Source organism: Fluviicola sp., assembly GCF_039596395.1.
In the GTDB taxonomy this organism is placed as follows: domain Bacteria; phylum Bacteroidota; class Bacteroidia; order Flavobacteriales_D; family Crocinitomicaceae; genus Fluviicola.
On sequence record NZ_JBCNJT010000001.1, the window covers coordinates 1,126,474 to 1,141,190 of the forward strand.

Below are 14,717 nucleotides of genomic sequence, written 5' to 3' on the forward strand. Positions count from 1 at the left end.
GATTGAACATTTAAACTCTTTAACTCATTGAACTTTTCAATACCCAGCATTCCACCAATTCATGGTCGCGCCAAAGTGCTTTCCGTTTTGTTTTGGAGGAGGCCGCGGCTACTTTTTTGGTCGTTTTTTGAACCAGTGTAAATCGTTGCCAGTGTTCCAGTTCGGCTTCAACCGGGTGAATGAAGTGCGGGTCCATTAATCCTGCCAAATTGGAGAACAAGATCACCAGATGTCCGCAGGGATTGAGGTGTTTGGAGGCTTCTTCAAAAAAACGCGGGAATAATTCATCGTCGTAATAGATAGCCAGGTCAATGCCTGAAACTTCTTTCGGGAGCGGGATCCAGGGCGGATTGAAGACAACCACGTCCGATTTGATTCCGGAACCTGCAAACAAATCACCGAAGTATAAGTTTGTTCTCTTTTCAATCGGTTGTTTTACCTCCCGCAGAGGAGCGCTGATGTTCGCAGATGATTTGTGATTTTCTGTTTTCCTGCTTTTAGTTTGCTCGTTGTTAATGTTAAGTGGATTGGAATAAAGTGATCCGATTAGGGCATTTGGATTAATATCGGACGCGTTAACTTCTTTGAAATCAAATTGATGGAATAGTTTACTTAAAATGCCGCTTCCGATCCCGATATCGAATGCACGGTCTTTTTTACCGTTGTAGGCTTTTAAATATCTGACAAACAGTTCGATGTGTTCGAACCGGGTAGGGAAGTAAGTTCCGTAGAAAGGATGGAGTGTTTGTTTGAGTCCCGGAATGCGGATTCCTTTTTCGTACCATTGCCAGGAACTGTTTAATCCCTGGGCATCCGTGAATGGGAGGAAAAAGTCGGGGAGTTCCGGGTAAAGGATTTTTATCCAGCCGATCTCCGGGGCTTTTCGCACATGCAGTTTGTGACCGGAAATCTCGATCAGCAACAATTGGCTTACCTTCCGCAAAGTGTTGCGATAGCTGCGCTGAGCCTGGAACGATTCGTTTTTGAATTGTTTCGAAAGGTGTTTTTTCAAGGCATCCAAAATGGCAATTCCACTGCTGAACCGGTCTGCCACCAACACATAATTTCCTTCCAGCAAGGCTTCCACGGCATATTGCGGATCAATGTTCTGCGAATATTCCAGTACCGGAATGTTATCTACTATGGGGTCGGGCCGATTAACCGTTAAGTCTGTGAGATGTTTGATCAACCGTCCCATGATATCTTGCCTTTCGAGATTTAATTTTTTACAATGATGAAATCGGAATTCTGATTCCCGGAAGCCAGTTTTACGAAATAAGTACCTCGCTCAAAAGGGGTGAGATCGATCTCGTACTTTTCAACACCTTCAATAGTTGATTCAAAGATCTTTTTTCCATCATTCGAATAAATGACAATTGCAGCAAAGTCAATCGTTTGTCCGAAGTTTAGTGTTGTTTTATTTTTTGTAGGATTCGGAGCAACTGAAGTGGAAGGATTCACTGATTCTTCATTGGAAAGATGAACGTAATAATCAAACAAGTAACAATCGGAAGTATCTACACAATTATTTGACGAAACGATAACGGCATAACTTCCATCTTCAATAGGTGTATAGGTATTTGACACCTGATTGGGAATAGGGAAGAAGTTCAGATTGCAATGAAGCCACTGATAGGAATCGAAACCATTCGGCACGTACAACTGAGTGGCATTCTGGTGTATTGTAGCGTTTACAGAATTCACATTAATGGTTACATTGGAAATGCTGTCACAGCCATGGATACTTTGCAATGTCAATTGTACTGTGGTCGTGTTTTGAATATTACTTAGTGTTGTACCGTCTCCCAGCAATACGTCACTTCCTTTACAGACAAATAGATTGCTGGTGGTGTTGTAATTCGGATTTACGATAACCTGGTACTTGACAATGCTGTCAATTCCATTAACGGAAACCAGAGAGTCAATGCGGGATGTATAGTAAAAAACGTTCGGGATGACTGTTCCGTCGGGATAAGTGAAAGAGGAAGCGTAGCAAACGTGATAGGTGAACTCCGTGTAAAAATGTGGCAAAAATTCAATTCCCTGTTCCGGTTGAAATTTAAGCTGTGTTCCATCTTGTCGCGCTGTAGGAATCAAACTGAAACCAAAGTCAACCGCTGTATCCTGTGCCGTTGCATTGGTGTAAATGGTTTTATTCAATAAGAAATAACCGTCATTCAGTTTGATCAGGTTTACTCCGCATTCGCGCCCCAGGTACAAACCTGAGATCAAATCGGAAGGACCGTTCAGGTAAGTTGCCAGCATGGTCCCGTCAGTCAGGTATTTACCGATGAAATAGTTGAAAGGATTTGCCTGAACGGAAACTGATGTGCTGTTATTTCCAATCACTTCAAATGCAAGATCCTGGTTGCTGTAAACTCTGGCTGCTCCTACGGTGTATAAAGTGTCACCGTGCAACAACAGGTCAAACCCAACGCCAACTTCACTTTTATAATTCCCATTGATCCATTCGGTCATTCCGTTTGTGTTGATTTTTGCTACGAAATATTGTCCGCCGTAAAAAGTGCTTTGTGAATGATCTGCATTGATAATTATTTGAGGATTTGAAGGATCATCGAAATTATTTTGACCTGTCAGGTATAAATTACCGGATGCATCGGCAATGAGTGCCACAGCTTCTGTAACGTCATTCGGTGAATCCTCCGTATAACTTTCAACCTTCCAAAGGTAATTTCCGTTGACATCCATTTTACTGATGTACATATTGCCGCCATAACTTGCAGGAGCAGCAGTAATTGGGATGATGTCGCCTGCAGGAGAATGAATGACCCCTGAAGTTTCTTTACTTCCCCAAACATACATGTTGTTTGAAGCATCAAATTCAACTTGTGGAGTAACCCAGGTATTCGTACCGCCTATTTCTACCATGAAATCATACATCAGCTGACCGTTTCCATCAATCTTAAGTATTTTATACTGGTGACTGCAGCCCGAACAAACGGCTTCCGTAAATGTCAATGAATCTTGGGTAACACCATTCAGCATGAAAGGAAAGACCTGTCCATTGGGATTTTGGAAGAAGAGCGAAGTAACATAGACCGAATTGTCATAATCATGACTGATAGTAGTCTGGTCTCCATGATAATAGTATGTTGTTCTATTCCAGATCATATGCCCCAATGAATCTAACTTCAGAATGAAATTTTGGTTTCCGCAGGCAGTATCTCCGCGATTATCGATCATTCCGTTTGATGGTGTCTTACCAATTACATAAATGTTTCCATCTGAATCTTCCGTGATATCTGAAACATATGATATTTGGGGATCTGTCCATGGATCGGTTTTGATGCACCATTTCAAAATTCCCAAATCATCGTACTTGGCAACATAACCACCATAACCCGGTAAATTCAGCGAATCCCCAACACGGGATTTCAGGATCCTGTTTTCATAATGACCCGCAATCAGGTAGCCGGATGTCACGGATTTAATCGTTTGCTTAATGTCTTGTCCGTAAACCGGGTCGTTGGGATTGCCAAGAATTTTACCATTTACCATTAACCAGGAGTTGTCGGTATAGGGCTGATAAATAAAAGGTCCGCTGATGGTAGTTGTATCGTAACAATTATTAGCTGTTCCTGCAATCAGTGTAACCGGTGACGAACCCAAGGCAGCAAATGAATTGGTTACGTCCGGAAGGGTTGAATTCGTAATTGCGGGTGTTCCCGAAAACTGCCATTCGAAATTGACAGCTTCACTACATTTTTCATAAAAACGAACTGTTTCATTTGCTTCCGCATTGATCAGATCTATGTGGAATTTTGCTTCCGGGTGTTCCACCACGATAGGAATGGTGCTTGTAAAAGTTGTTACACAATTTGCAATGGTACCGGCAGCTTTGATATAATAAGTACCGGTCTCTGTTAATGAATTGGTATGGAAATCCAAATCTGATCCGTCTCCAACCGTCGAAGTTCCAAATGACACATTGCTTCCGGATTTATAAAGTGAATAATAAATTCCGGGTTGAGAACCAAAGATGGTAATATCAAGGGCTTCCGATTTGCAAAGCGTGTCGTCTGCAACAGCTGTCAAAAGATTTAGCGGAGGCAATACAACCTGTACGTCCTTAATGATTGTTTTGGAATAAAAGGCATTTGATACGATCAATTTGATTTGATGTGTTCCCGCTGTAGTAAATGTATAGTTGTAATAGTTGTTACAATTTGAATTGATCAATACATTATCCACATAGTTGGTACAGTTTGTTACAGTTCCTTTGGTAGAATAAATAGGCTGGGAAACATTTAAACAGGCGCCGTTAAAATCTATCTGTGCATAAGGTTCTGGTGTTCCTCCAGAATCATTGGTATACAGAATAACACCGTTATCTCCACAGGCAATTAAAAAGCTGGGTGCTATGGAATAAATAGATTGAATCCGTTTTCCGCTTGAAGACGGCTGAAATTCAAGAATACTTGAAGAAGGAATTACTTGATAAATCCCGTTATTGGTCCCAATGTACATTCCTCCGGTCACAGCTTGAGTAACAGAATTAGCCATCAATGAATCTGCATAATATTGATGCGGTTCAGTGATGGATGCACTTTGAAATTTCAACATGTTTTTACCAACAGCATAACCATCATTCGACGAGCCGTTCATAATAATTAAATGCCGCATGTTTCTGCCCGGATAATAAGCAGAGGTGAAAGTGACGTTCCCCGGGCTGGCAATCGTTCCATGCACCAGGTAATCGTTTGATCCGATCTTTAAGCTGGTAAGCGTTGCATCGATGGATGTCAGATTGAAAGAAAAACCGGTAGCTATTGTTTGCACTACAGGATTAGATTCATTAAAATAAACCAGTTTCCCGTTGTCACCTACAGCGTACATTAAAATAGATGAGTCATTAGTTATTTTATTGAAACGCGTACCCCCGGAATAAACCAATTCAATGGCATTTGAAGCTATCGAATACCTGAAAATAACACCGGTCGAATTGACCGTATCTCTTCCGCAGAAATAGATAAATAAGGATGAATACTCGTTGGTTTCGGCAGAGGAATAAAACTGGGAATGGTTGTAAACAATAGAATCTGCCGGAGTGAGACAGTTTTGTACACGTGCCCAGCTTCCTGCGGTAATTCCCCCGGTGGTGGAAAGATAAACGCCTTTTTTCCCGGTAATCAGACCTGTTGTTTGGTTCTTGTAGGAAATGCTTGTAAAATCATCAGTGATACCTGTATTAACCGGGTACCAAGCCGAAAATGACTGAAATGAAATAAAAAGTAAAGAAATGATGGAAAGAAATCCTTTCATGTTTTTTGATTTAGGTATACAAAGATATTATTTAATGATTAAAAGCAGCTACTGCTGCCCTTACCGAACCGTGTTTCAGTAATAATTCATTTGCCTGTTTTTCTTCCAGGCCGGTAGCCTCCATGACCATTTTAGTGCCGCGGTCGACCAGTTTTTCATTAGACAACTGCATATCTACCATCCGGTTTCCTTTAACTCTTCCCAGGCGGATCATGATTGCGGTAGAAAGCATGTTCAGTACCAGTTTCTGTGCAGTTCCGCTTTTCATGCGGGTACTTCCGGTCACGAATTCCGGGCCAACAACGGGGGTAATGGCGATATCTGCCAGCTGGCTCAACGGAGAACCGGGATTGCAGGAAATTCCACCGGTAAGGATACCGTGTTTTTTGGCTGTTTCCAGTGCTCCGAGAACATAAGGTGTTGTTCCGGATGCAGCAATCCCAACAACGATGTCTTTTTCTGTCACGTTGAAAGCTTCCAGGTCTTTCCAGCCCTGTTGGCGGTCGTCTTCTGCAAACTCAACTGCTTTGCGGATTGCCTGGTCTCCGCCGGCAATGATCCCGATGACCATTCCGTGGGGAACACCAAAAGTAGGAGGGCATTCACTGGCGTCTACGATTCCCAGACGACCGCTGGTACCGGCTCCCATGTAGAACAATCGTCCGCCTTCGCGCATGCGTTCCACACACCCGTCGACCAATTTCTCGATTTGCGGGATTTCCTTTTCCACAGCCAATGGAACGGTATGGTCTTCTTCATTGATACCGATCAGTAATTCCCGTGTTGATTGATGGTCCAGGTCGTGATGATTGCTTTCGGATTCTGTTATTCGCTTCATGATGAGAGTTCAAAAGGGTTCAAAGGGTTTAAATCTTCTTCGCTCTGCGAGCTTCGAAGGTTTAAAAGTTCAAAAGAGTTCAAAAGTTCAAGAATTGATTATCAGGAATGCGTTTAAACTTTTTGAACGATTTAAACGGTTGAACTTTGATTATACCAAAAATGCCTCCAGTGACCCGTTGGAAGGCATTACTTCCACGCGTTCACCTAAGGTTGTTGTCAAAGTCATTCCTACAAAGTCACATTTAATAGGATACCTGCGGTGCATGCGGTCAACAAGTGCTACCGTTTTTACACTGCGTACAGGTTGTTCCAGGATTTTCATTACACCGTATTGCATGGTGGTCCCGGAATTGATCACGTCATCCACCAGGATAACCGATTTCCCGTGAAACAAGGTCGGATCAATCGAACACTTAATGGTTGAATCCAACGGATGGTCTTTGTCCAGTTCGATTTTGAAATACGTTACTTCCTGGGAACTGTTTTTCCTTACGATCTCTGTAATCTGCTGTGCAAAGGTTTCCCCGTTGCCAATGATGCCCCCGATAAACAATTCAGGAATTCCATAGGTGTTCTCTAAAATTTCGTGCGCTAAACGCATGATTTTTTGCTCAATCTGGTGCTGATTCAAAACCAATTTCATGGAAATAATAATTTGGTATAAAAGTAGTCAATTTTAAGAGAGTTCAGGAAGCTTAGGGGTTCAAAAGTTTACACTTCGACTTGCTCAGTGTTCTTATGCTTGCAGTATCACTAAAAGGAGGCTGAGCGGAGCCGAAGACACCTTTTCCACTCAGTCATCTTTTAAGTTGCCTGAAATGATTAATTTTGATTGAGCTACATGAGATAAGTCACCATGCATCATTCATTATTGTTTTTTCTTTGCCTTCTTTTCGGAGTTTTTATGCTGGTTATGCTGGCGCAGCGTGTAAAAATCGCTTACCCGATCTTCCTGGTTTTGGCGGGGCTGGGAATCAGTATGATCCCCGGAATTCCGAAAGTGACGATTGACCCGGAGATTATTTTTTTGATCTTCCTGCCACCGTTGCTTTACGAAGCAGCCTGGTATACCTCGTGGAATGATTTCTGGAAATGGAAGCGCCCGATCTCGCTCCTTGCCTTCGGATTGGTTTTCTTTACATCTTTAATTGTTGCCTTTGTTTCCAGTTCCATCATACCAGATTTCAGCCTGGCGATGGGATTTTTACTGGGAGGTATTATTTCTCCTCCGGATGCAGTAGCAGCGGCAACTGTGTTAAAAGGAATGCCTGTCCCGAAACGGGTATTGACCATTCTTGAAGGTGAAAGCCTGGTGAATGACGCTTCTTCTCTGATTGTTTTCAAATTTGCCCTGGCAGCTATTCTCACCGGAACATTTTCATTCCAGGAAGCGACCGGGCAATTTTTCCTGGTTGCAGGAATGGGAATTGTGGTAGGGATAGTGGGTGCGCATGTCTTTTATGCCGTACACCGGTTTTTACCCACCACACCAGCTATTGATGCAGCCTTGACAGTCATGACACCTTATTTATTGTTCCTGGTGGCGGAGCATTACCATTTTTCAGGGGTGATGGCTGTTGTAAGCGGCGGTTTGTTTATGTCGTACAGGGCCCACGAGGTTTTCAGAACGGGAAGTACGCGTCTGAATATGCTCGGCGTATGGACCACGATGATCTTTGTGATGAATGCTTTTGTGTTCATTATTATCGGGCTGCAATTGCCTGATATCATTGCCGGATTGGGAGGATACTCCGTTGCTGAAGCTGTGAAATACGCATTGATTATCAGCGGGATTATTATTGTGCTGCGGATCCTGTGGGTTTACCCGGCAGCTTTTGTACCGCGCTGGCTCAGTGCACGGGTAAGAAAAGATCCTTCCCCGGGATGGAAAGGCCCGTTGATCATCGGTTGGGCAGGAATGCGGGGAGTGGTTTCACTGGCAACCGCTTTATCGATTCCATTGCTGACTACTTATGGAACAGATTTTCCGCACCGGAATCTCATCGTTTTCATCACTTTTGTGGTCATTTTGATCACGCTGGTCGTCCAGGGATTGACGCTTCCGTTGATTATCAAACTGATTAAACTGGAAGAAATCGATCACGTTGTGAGGGGTGATGAACAGCAGGCCGGTATCCAGTTGCGTTTGGATACAATTGCTCTGGATCACGTACATAAAAAACACACAGGAGAATTAGCCGATAACGAGTTGCTGTTATTTTACAAAGAGAACATCAAGCTCCGGATGGAAAATACGCAAATGCAACTCAATTCGGCAGAATGCAGCCAGATGAAAGCGGCAGAGGTCAAAAAATACCAAAAAGTACTGATGGAGGTTTATGCCTTGCAGCGAAAGGAATTGTTCAAATTAAGGAAAGAAAAGTTTTTCAGTGATGAAGAGATCCGGAAAGCAGAATTGCAAGTGGATCTGAACGAATTGAAGATTCATAACTCGAAACATTTGTAAGTGAAGTAAAAAGTGAAAAGTGAAAAGTAAAAAGTGAAAAGTAAAAAGTGAAAAGTTGAAGTAGACTTTAGGTGATTGCTTTTTGACTTTTAACATGTTCCATTTAAACATATAAGATGCATTCAGGTAAATCATATCGTGTGAAGGAATTCCTGCTTTGGACCAGGAGGAATATTTATTGGCTGATCCTTATAGGATTTATACCGGTCGCTCTTTTTGACCTGTTGAAGGTTCATTGGATTGCTATTCCGTGGACGGTCGTTGCGCTTCTGGGTACGGCCACGGCATTCATTGTCGGGTTTAAGAATACGCAGACCTATAACAGGACCTGGGAAGCGCGCCAGATTTGGGGCGGAATTGTAAACAGCAGCCGTTCGTGGGGAACCATGGCTAAAAATGTCATTCCCGATCCGGCTATTGAAAAGGAGTTGATTTACCGTCATTTTGCCTGGCTTACAGCGCTTCGTTATCAATTGCGCGACGCACGTTCCTGGGAAACTGTTTCGAAACCTTACAACCAGGAATACAAGCGATTTTATAAAGTTCCGGAGCAGGAAACGTCTTTGGAAGAGGAATTGATCAAATACATGAGTGAACCGGAAATGGCCTTTATCCTCGGTAAAAAGAACCGGGCAACCCAATTGCTTGCGTTACAGGCTGAAACGTTGCGCAGGGCATTTGATGCGAAGCAGATTGATTCTTACCAGTACCTGGAAATGCAGCGCGTATTGAATGAATTCTTCGAACACCAGGGGAAAAGCGAACGGATCAAGAATTTCCCGTATCCGCGTCAATTTGCATCGATCAATACTTTTTTCATCCGGTTGTTCTGCTTCCTGCTTCCGTTTGGTATGCTGCTGGAATTCCAGAAACTGAATGACTACGTGGAAGGACCGATGAAAGGATACATGGTGTGGCTCGTAGTGCCGTTCAGCGTATTGATTTCCTGGGTTTACACCACGTTGGAACAGGTAGGAGAGAGCACCGAAAACCCGTTTGAAGGAAGTGCAAACGATGTTCCGATCTCACAAATCAGCCGCACGATTGAAATTGACCTGCGTGAAATGCTCGGCGAAACCGATCTTCCACCGGCCTTAACACCGGTGAATAATATTGTGTTGTAATCATGAAAATCATCCGCAAGCTATCTCCTAAATTGATTGTTCTTCAGTTGTTTTCCCTGTTCTTTTTTGAGGAGGCGTTTATGAAGTTTTGTCTTTTCAGGAATGCTGATCTCTATGATTGCTTGCTGAAAAGCAATGCCGATACCATCGACAATTGTTTCCTCATTATTCCACCAAAAATATTACAGTTGGTCAACTGATGTCGGAGCCGATTTATTTTATGTTATATGGTTTGGGTTTTGGGTTGCTGCTAACACTTGTCATTAATCTGATCCGGAAAAAATCCTTGTGGAATAACGCTGTGATTATTTTGATTTATCTCGTGTTGTTTTTTACCGGTGCATTCAAATTCCGTTTAGTGCACCATTCGGTCAATTGGTTCGCAGGACTTTTCAATTCGGAATTGGAAGTTTTGAGTTTAATCGGACTTCAAGTAGCTTCCATATTGGGGATTTTACTGGTTTGGCTAAGTGTAAAGGATTTTAGACACCCAAAAACATATTAGTTTATTTTTCCCAGGCATTTTCGAATGCGACTTTGTTTTTCTTAAAGCGCTCCCTGTTTTTTAGTTCCCAAACTGAATTTCTTTCGTCAATCATTTTCACCTGAGCTTCCTGTTTTGCAAACCAGACGAGTTTGTGGTAAGCGTTATCGTAAACAAATGTGAATTTGGAACAGGAAGGGATATTCGTTTCATCTGAGTCATACCCGATGTGGTAATTTACCCGAACTTCCAGCGTGTCATGGTCTGACTTGAAAGAGACCGAATGATAGTCGGGTTTTACGAGACTTCGGTTGACTTTTACGTCTTGAAAGCTACCGGATGTATTTCCGAAAGCAACACCGATCAGTGCTGATGGATTGGTATCAGATTGTTCATCGGTTTTTTCGCTCATTGCAAATGCAAGGTCTTCGATATGATCCTGATTAAAATCGGAGAAAGTGAAATGAAGCAAGTTGTAGTCAGGAAATGTATCCTGCAGGAATGCCCTTGCTTTGGAATAATTGGATTCAACTTCAACAAGACTGTCACCGTTGAATTGCATTTCGTAGCGTGCATAGCTGAAGATAAAGAGTTGTTTTCTTCAGAATCATTGTTGTAACCAGCATATTCCGACTCTTCTTCTTCAAAGATTACTTTGTCTTTAATGCCGTTGATTTGATTCGGAAAAATATAGCCGTGACCTGAATGATAACCTCCGTCTCCAACACTGAAATCATTTGCAAAATGGGTCATTTTTTTTCCATCCCACAAATAGAGATTATCTCCTCCGGCTTCTCCACAGGATTCGGCAGCGTAACAAATTCCCAAAAACTGGTAGTCGGGGCTTAGTCCCCTGTTCCCGAAATGGACGAAATTGTTCCGTTCCTCCATTTCTTCGTTGTAGTAATAAACCGTATTTTCAATAGGAACCCGGTAAACAAATTCGGATTGTTTCAACACATAAATAGCGTTGGTGGTATATAAAAAGGATTCGTCTTTCACCTTGTTACTCTTAATATAACGTCTTGGAACATCTATAAAATCTGACCAGACATAAACCGTTTTGTTGTTTCGGATTATTCCGTACCAATAGCCATATTTGCCCCGAATGGAGTCTTCTACAGGCATTTTCTCGCTTAAATCAACGAGGGTTGATGCATTCAGTATTTCACTGACAGGAGCATTTCGTTTGGGAGAAGTCCGCACATTTACTTTGTTTGCATTGATTATTCCCTGTTTGTACAGATGATACTTTCCGGTCAGGAATGAGTCGTCATCCAGTTTGATACCTGACTTTTTAATCGTTATTCCGTCCCATTCAAATAACTCATAATGTTCGTCCAGTGAAACAGCGATTATTTCTTTTCCGTTGCTGTTAAAGGTGGTTCCCAATGAAACCGAACCATTTATCTCCTTGTTGGTTTTATTCTCAAAGAATTGGGAAGAAATAAACACGTTGTCCCGGAATATTTTGAACTCTAATCCTTTATGCGGCGTGAAATTAAGCAGGAAGTGAACATCCAGATCTGTTTCGCTTTTAAAATAACCATCTGCTAAATTAGGCCGCCAGATATAACCCACTTTGTCCTGAAACCGGATAGGTACCCAGACATCCGAGATTCCACCTACTTTTCCTTCTATTGATTCCATCGAAGAATACCCCGAAATGACCATGTTTTGATTCAGTTTAGCGATTATTTTACCGTTAATGGACGGCGAATCCCGAACATTTGTACTGTCAACGTAGATCAGGTCAGTATAAGTATCGTTTAAATGTCTTTGACTAAAGGAAAAAAGCGATGAAGTAAAAACGAACAAGAAAAGAAGGTGTTTCATTCCGGGATGATTTGATCCGGTTAAAGGTACTATAATTTGATAAATGGATTTGCTTTAACCGGGTTGCTCCGGTATATATCCGGTCAATTCATTCGCAGGACTTTTTACTTCCAAACAGAAAGTTTTAAGTTTAATTGGAGGACAAGTGTCTTTCTTATTGGGAATTTTACTAGTTTGGCTGAGCGAAAAGGATTTCACACACCAAAGCACGTTAGTTTATGTTTTCACTGAGCCATTCACTACTTATACGGCTAATACCAGTTCTGATGCTTTTCGGGGTCATATCGTCGTGTAGTAATCCGAAAAAAGAGGTGGTTTTCCACTATTCGAATGGGAGGGTGATCAAAGATTCTACGAACATCCGTTTACTGACCAGGCAACTATTGGCACAAGTCCCTGAATTTGACAGTACGAAAAGCCAAACCATTCAAACATTCCTGGACCCGAAGATGGAACGCTCGGTAAACCGCTACATCGGAACAAATCCAAAGAGGGAAGTCAGCGGAATGATCATCCTGGAGAATCAGAGCGGGAATGTGGTATACTGGAAGAATACGGAAGAGTTGTCCGTTTACAGCCAGCGATTCCAGACGATGAAAATGTACGGAATGCTTTTGTCTTTTGAAGAAGGAGTGAAATTGACCGATCATTATTCATGGATCGGGAAATACAGCAAACGGAAATACGACAGTACTGTTGCCCGGCTTTACCGGATGTCTGCCCCTTCGTTGGAGTACAGATACCCATTCGATGATTATTCCTGCAGCCAGTGGTCTTCGTTTCTCCAGAAATTGAATGTGTCTGAAAATGAACGGGATTGTGCGGATGGAGAAATTTATCCCCGCTATTATTTCAGAACCTCTTTGTTTGACCTGGTAAAAACGGTTGCATTGATCCATCAAAATGGATTTACAAGTGCGCACAACCTGTTTGGGGAAATCAAAAGCCCGGAAGGGAAAAGCCTGCATATACCGGTTCTTGTGAAAGGGAAAGTCCTGAAAACTGAAACATGTCTTGCTGCCAAAAAAGTCCTGAAGCGGGATCCTTTTGATCTGATCGAGTTTAGCTACCCGATCTTTTATTATGCCCACGGTGAGATCCGGAATGGAATGGTGTTATCAACCAAAAATTATACGGTTGGATTTTTATCTGCTTCAAAATCGGGCAGTAACGGTTTTGTGACCAAAGAAATCTATGGCCTGGCGTCACTTTTGGAGAATTCCCGACACTAACGGACAAAACAAACCCATGAAAAAAGTCTTGATAATAGCGGTCCTTTGCCTGCTTTTCCAACCCGCATTCGCACAAACTATCGGTTTTCAATTCAAAGTGAGTAAACCGTATTGCGTTTTTAACTTCCTGGAAGCTGCTTCTTATAATCACACCACTTCGGGTACACTTCAGCAGTTCATTGATGAGAAAACAGCAGGAGACAAAGAGTTTGCGCAGTTGGTGGATGACTTTGCCCGCATCCAGATGGACTACCAGTTCCGGAGAGAAGAATTTCCTGCCAATCGCCGTCAAACGCGGACCACTTATGATTTCATCGATATTGCCCTGGTGAATTCTTCGACTATCCCGGAATTCAGGGACCGGATTATAGGCATACTTCCGAACAGCGAATTGCAGAAACTGATTTCCATGATGCAGAAAGCCGAGGTTTACTACGATCGCTTGATTTGGAAGGATAACGAAGCAAAAATTAACGCCCAGCGTATTGCTTTGGAAAAATACACGCAGCAGTGTTCCGAATCATTTACAAAGATCAATCGTTTTTACAATTCCTGCTGGATTGCGGAAATGCCTTTTATCGTAGCACTTTATCCTATTCCGGGAAACAGCGGGAGCAGTACTGCAACACCGCACGCGAATAGTTTATGTATCGGTGTGTTGACCGATGAAACAGACCATGCAGGAAGAATCGGTGTGGTTCTGCACGAAATGTGTCACGTATTATACGATGAACAACCGGGTGAATTTCAGCATACACTGGAAAGTTATTTCACGGAGAATAAATCGCCTTACAGCCAATTTGCCTATAATTTCCTGGATGAAGGACTGGCGACAGCTTTGGGGAATGGCTGGGCCTACAATTACCTGAGTGGCGAAGTTGACCCGAATCCGTGGTACAACAACGAATACATTGATGGTTTTGGAAAAGCGTTATACCCGATGGTAGCGGAATACGTTGCTGCGAATAAGCAAATCGACCGTGATTTCGTAAATAAAGCCATTGACCTGTTTGGGAAAACATTCCCGAATTCTATTACAGATTATGGAATTTTGCTGAACCGGGTTTCGGTCTATTGCGATGCGGAGACAATGCCCGAGATTGATGCGCTGACAAAATCCCTGAGCCATTATTTCCAAATGACCAACCGAAGTTTGTCTTCACCGATTCTGGATCCTACCGCGTGGAATTACCTGACGAACAGTAATCAAACCCAATTGATTGTCCTGGACCGGAATTTCGAAGCTACCATCAAAGAACTGAAGAAGCTTTTCCCGGAATTGTCGAAAGTGAAGATGCAGCCGAATAAAATTTACAGTTTCTTCGATGCGAAAAAAAGGGCGGTGATTATTCTGTATGCAACGGATAAGACCAACCTGGAGACGTTACTGAAGGAAATGAAAACGAAGAAGTATTTTGATCAGACGAAAGTTGTTCAGAACTGAACCCAAA

10 protein-coding genes are annotated in these 14,717 nt (G+C 42.5%); 4 read left to right on the forward strand and 6 right to left on the reverse strand.

The genetic code is table 11. The annotated features are described in order from the left end of the window. Positions 1–19: 19 nt before the first annotated feature. From ABDW02_RS04740 to ABDW02_RS04755, 4 genes are all read right to left on the reverse strand, one after another. Positions 20–1,198, reverse strand: coding sequence for a methyltransferase type 11 (locus ABDW02_RS04740; protein WP_343632626.1), 1,179 nt, complete (start codon positions 1,196–1,198; stop codon positions 20–22). 20 nt (positions 1,199–1,218) lie between these two features. After that, the gene (locus tag ABDW02_RS04745; RefSeq protein ID WP_343632628.1) at positions 1,219–5,283 is read right to left on the reverse strand and encodes a T9SS type A sorting domain-containing protein; all 4,065 of its coding nucleotides are present in this window, start codon (positions 5,281–5,283) and stop codon (positions 1,219–1,221) included. 31 nt (positions 5,284–5,314) lie between these two features. Next, positions 5,315–6,121, reverse strand: coding sequence for an N-acetylmuramic acid 6-phosphate etherase (murQ, locus tag ABDW02_RS04750; protein WP_343632630.1), 807 nt, complete (start codon positions 6,119–6,121; stop codon positions 5,315–5,317). 150 nt (positions 6,122–6,271) lie between these two features. Next, complete coding sequence (locus tag ABDW02_RS04755; protein ID WP_343632632.1) at positions 6,272–6,766, reverse strand: phosphoribosyltransferase family protein; 495 nt, start codon at positions 6,764–6,766, stop codon at positions 6,272–6,274. Positions 6,767–6,979: 213 nt separating this feature from the next. On the opposite strand from ABDW02_RS04755, the gene ABDW02_RS04760 reads away from it, so the two are divergent. Together ABDW02_RS04760 and ABDW02_RS04765 are read left to right on the forward strand one after the other, a co-directional pair. Further along, positions 6,980–8,590 carry a Na+/H+ antiporter gene (locus ABDW02_RS04760; protein WP_343632634.1) on the forward strand — a complete coding sequence of 537 codons (1,611 nt, stop codon included), beginning with the start codon at positions 6,980–6,982 and terminating at the stop codon, positions 8,588–8,590. A gap of 116 nt (positions 8,591–8,706) precedes the next feature. After that, on the forward strand, positions 8,707–9,714 hold the full coding sequence (locus tag ABDW02_RS04765) for a bestrophin family ion channel (protein WP_343632636.1): 1,008 nt from the start codon (positions 8,707–8,709) through the stop codon (positions 9,712–9,714). 506 nt (positions 9,715–10,220) lie between these two features. Here ABDW02_RS04765 and ABDW02_RS04770 read toward each other — a convergent pair. Further along, entirely contained in the window at positions 10,221–10,610 is a 390-nt protein-coding gene (locus ABDW02_RS04770) for a hypothetical protein (RefSeq protein WP_343632638.1), read from the reverse strand. Then, positions 10,607–12,034, reverse strand: coding sequence for a hypothetical protein (locus ABDW02_RS04775; RefSeq protein ID WP_343632640.1), 1,428 nt, complete (start codon positions 12,032–12,034; stop codon positions 10,607–10,609). Before ABDW02_RS04775 ends, ABDW02_RS04770 begins: the two co-directional genes overlap by 4 nt. A 266-nt stretch (positions 12,035–12,300) precedes the next feature. Between ABDW02_RS04775 and ABDW02_RS04780 the strand changes: the two genes are divergently transcribed. Beyond that, a complete protein-coding gene (locus ABDW02_RS04780) occupies positions 12,301–13,266 on the forward strand; it encodes a hypothetical protein (protein WP_343632642.1) in 966 nt (321 codons plus the stop codon). A gap of 16 nt (positions 13,267–13,282) precedes the next feature. Beyond that, on the forward strand, positions 13,283–14,710 hold the full coding sequence (locus ABDW02_RS04785) for a hypothetical protein (RefSeq protein ID WP_343632644.1): 1,428 nt from the start codon (positions 13,283–13,285) through the stop codon (positions 14,708–14,710). The last annotated feature ends 7 nt before the right edge of the window (positions 14,711–14,717 follow it).

What these genes read in the sequence shown, in the direction of transcription:
- ABDW02_RS04765 (WP_343632636.1), top strand. Translation starts at nt 8,707, where the DNA reads ATGCATTCAGGTAAATCATATCGTGTGAAGGAATTCCTGCTTTGGACC.
- ABDW02_RS04740 (WP_343632626.1), bottom strand. Translation starts at nt 1,198, where the DNA reads ATGGGACGGTTGATCAAACATCTCACAGACTTAACGGTTAATCGGCCC.
- ABDW02_RS04780 (WP_343632642.1), top strand. Translation starts at nt 12,301, where the DNA reads ATGCTTTTCGGGGTCATATCGTCGTGTAGTAATCCGAAAAAAGAGGTG.
- ABDW02_RS04745 (WP_343632628.1), bottom strand. Translation starts at nt 5,283, where the DNA reads ATGAAAGGATTTCTTTCCATCATTTCTTTACTTTTTATTTCATTTCAG.
- ABDW02_RS04775 (WP_343632640.1), bottom strand. Translation starts at nt 12,034, where the DNA reads ATGAAACACCTTCTTTTCTTGTTCGTTTTTACTTCATCGCTTTTTTCC.
- ABDW02_RS04755 (WP_343632632.1), bottom strand. Translation starts at nt 6,766, where the DNA reads ATGAAATTGGTTTTGAATCAGCACCAGATTGAGCAAAAAATCATGCGT.
- ABDW02_RS04760 (WP_343632634.1), top strand. Translation starts at nt 6,980, where the DNA reads ATGCATCATTCATTATTGTTTTTTCTTTGCCTTCTTTTCGGAGTTTTT.
- murQ (WP_343632630.1), bottom strand. Translation starts at nt 6,121, where the DNA reads ATGAAGCGAATAACAGAATCCGAAAGCAATCATCACGACCTGGACCAT.
- ABDW02_RS04785 (WP_343632644.1), top strand. Translation starts at nt 13,283, where the DNA reads ATGAAAAAAGTCTTGATAATAGCGGTCCTTTGCCTGCTTTTCCAACCC.
- ABDW02_RS04770 (WP_343632638.1), bottom strand. Translation starts at nt 10,610, where the DNA reads ATGAGCGAAAAAACCGATGAACAATCTGATACCAATCCATCAGCACTG.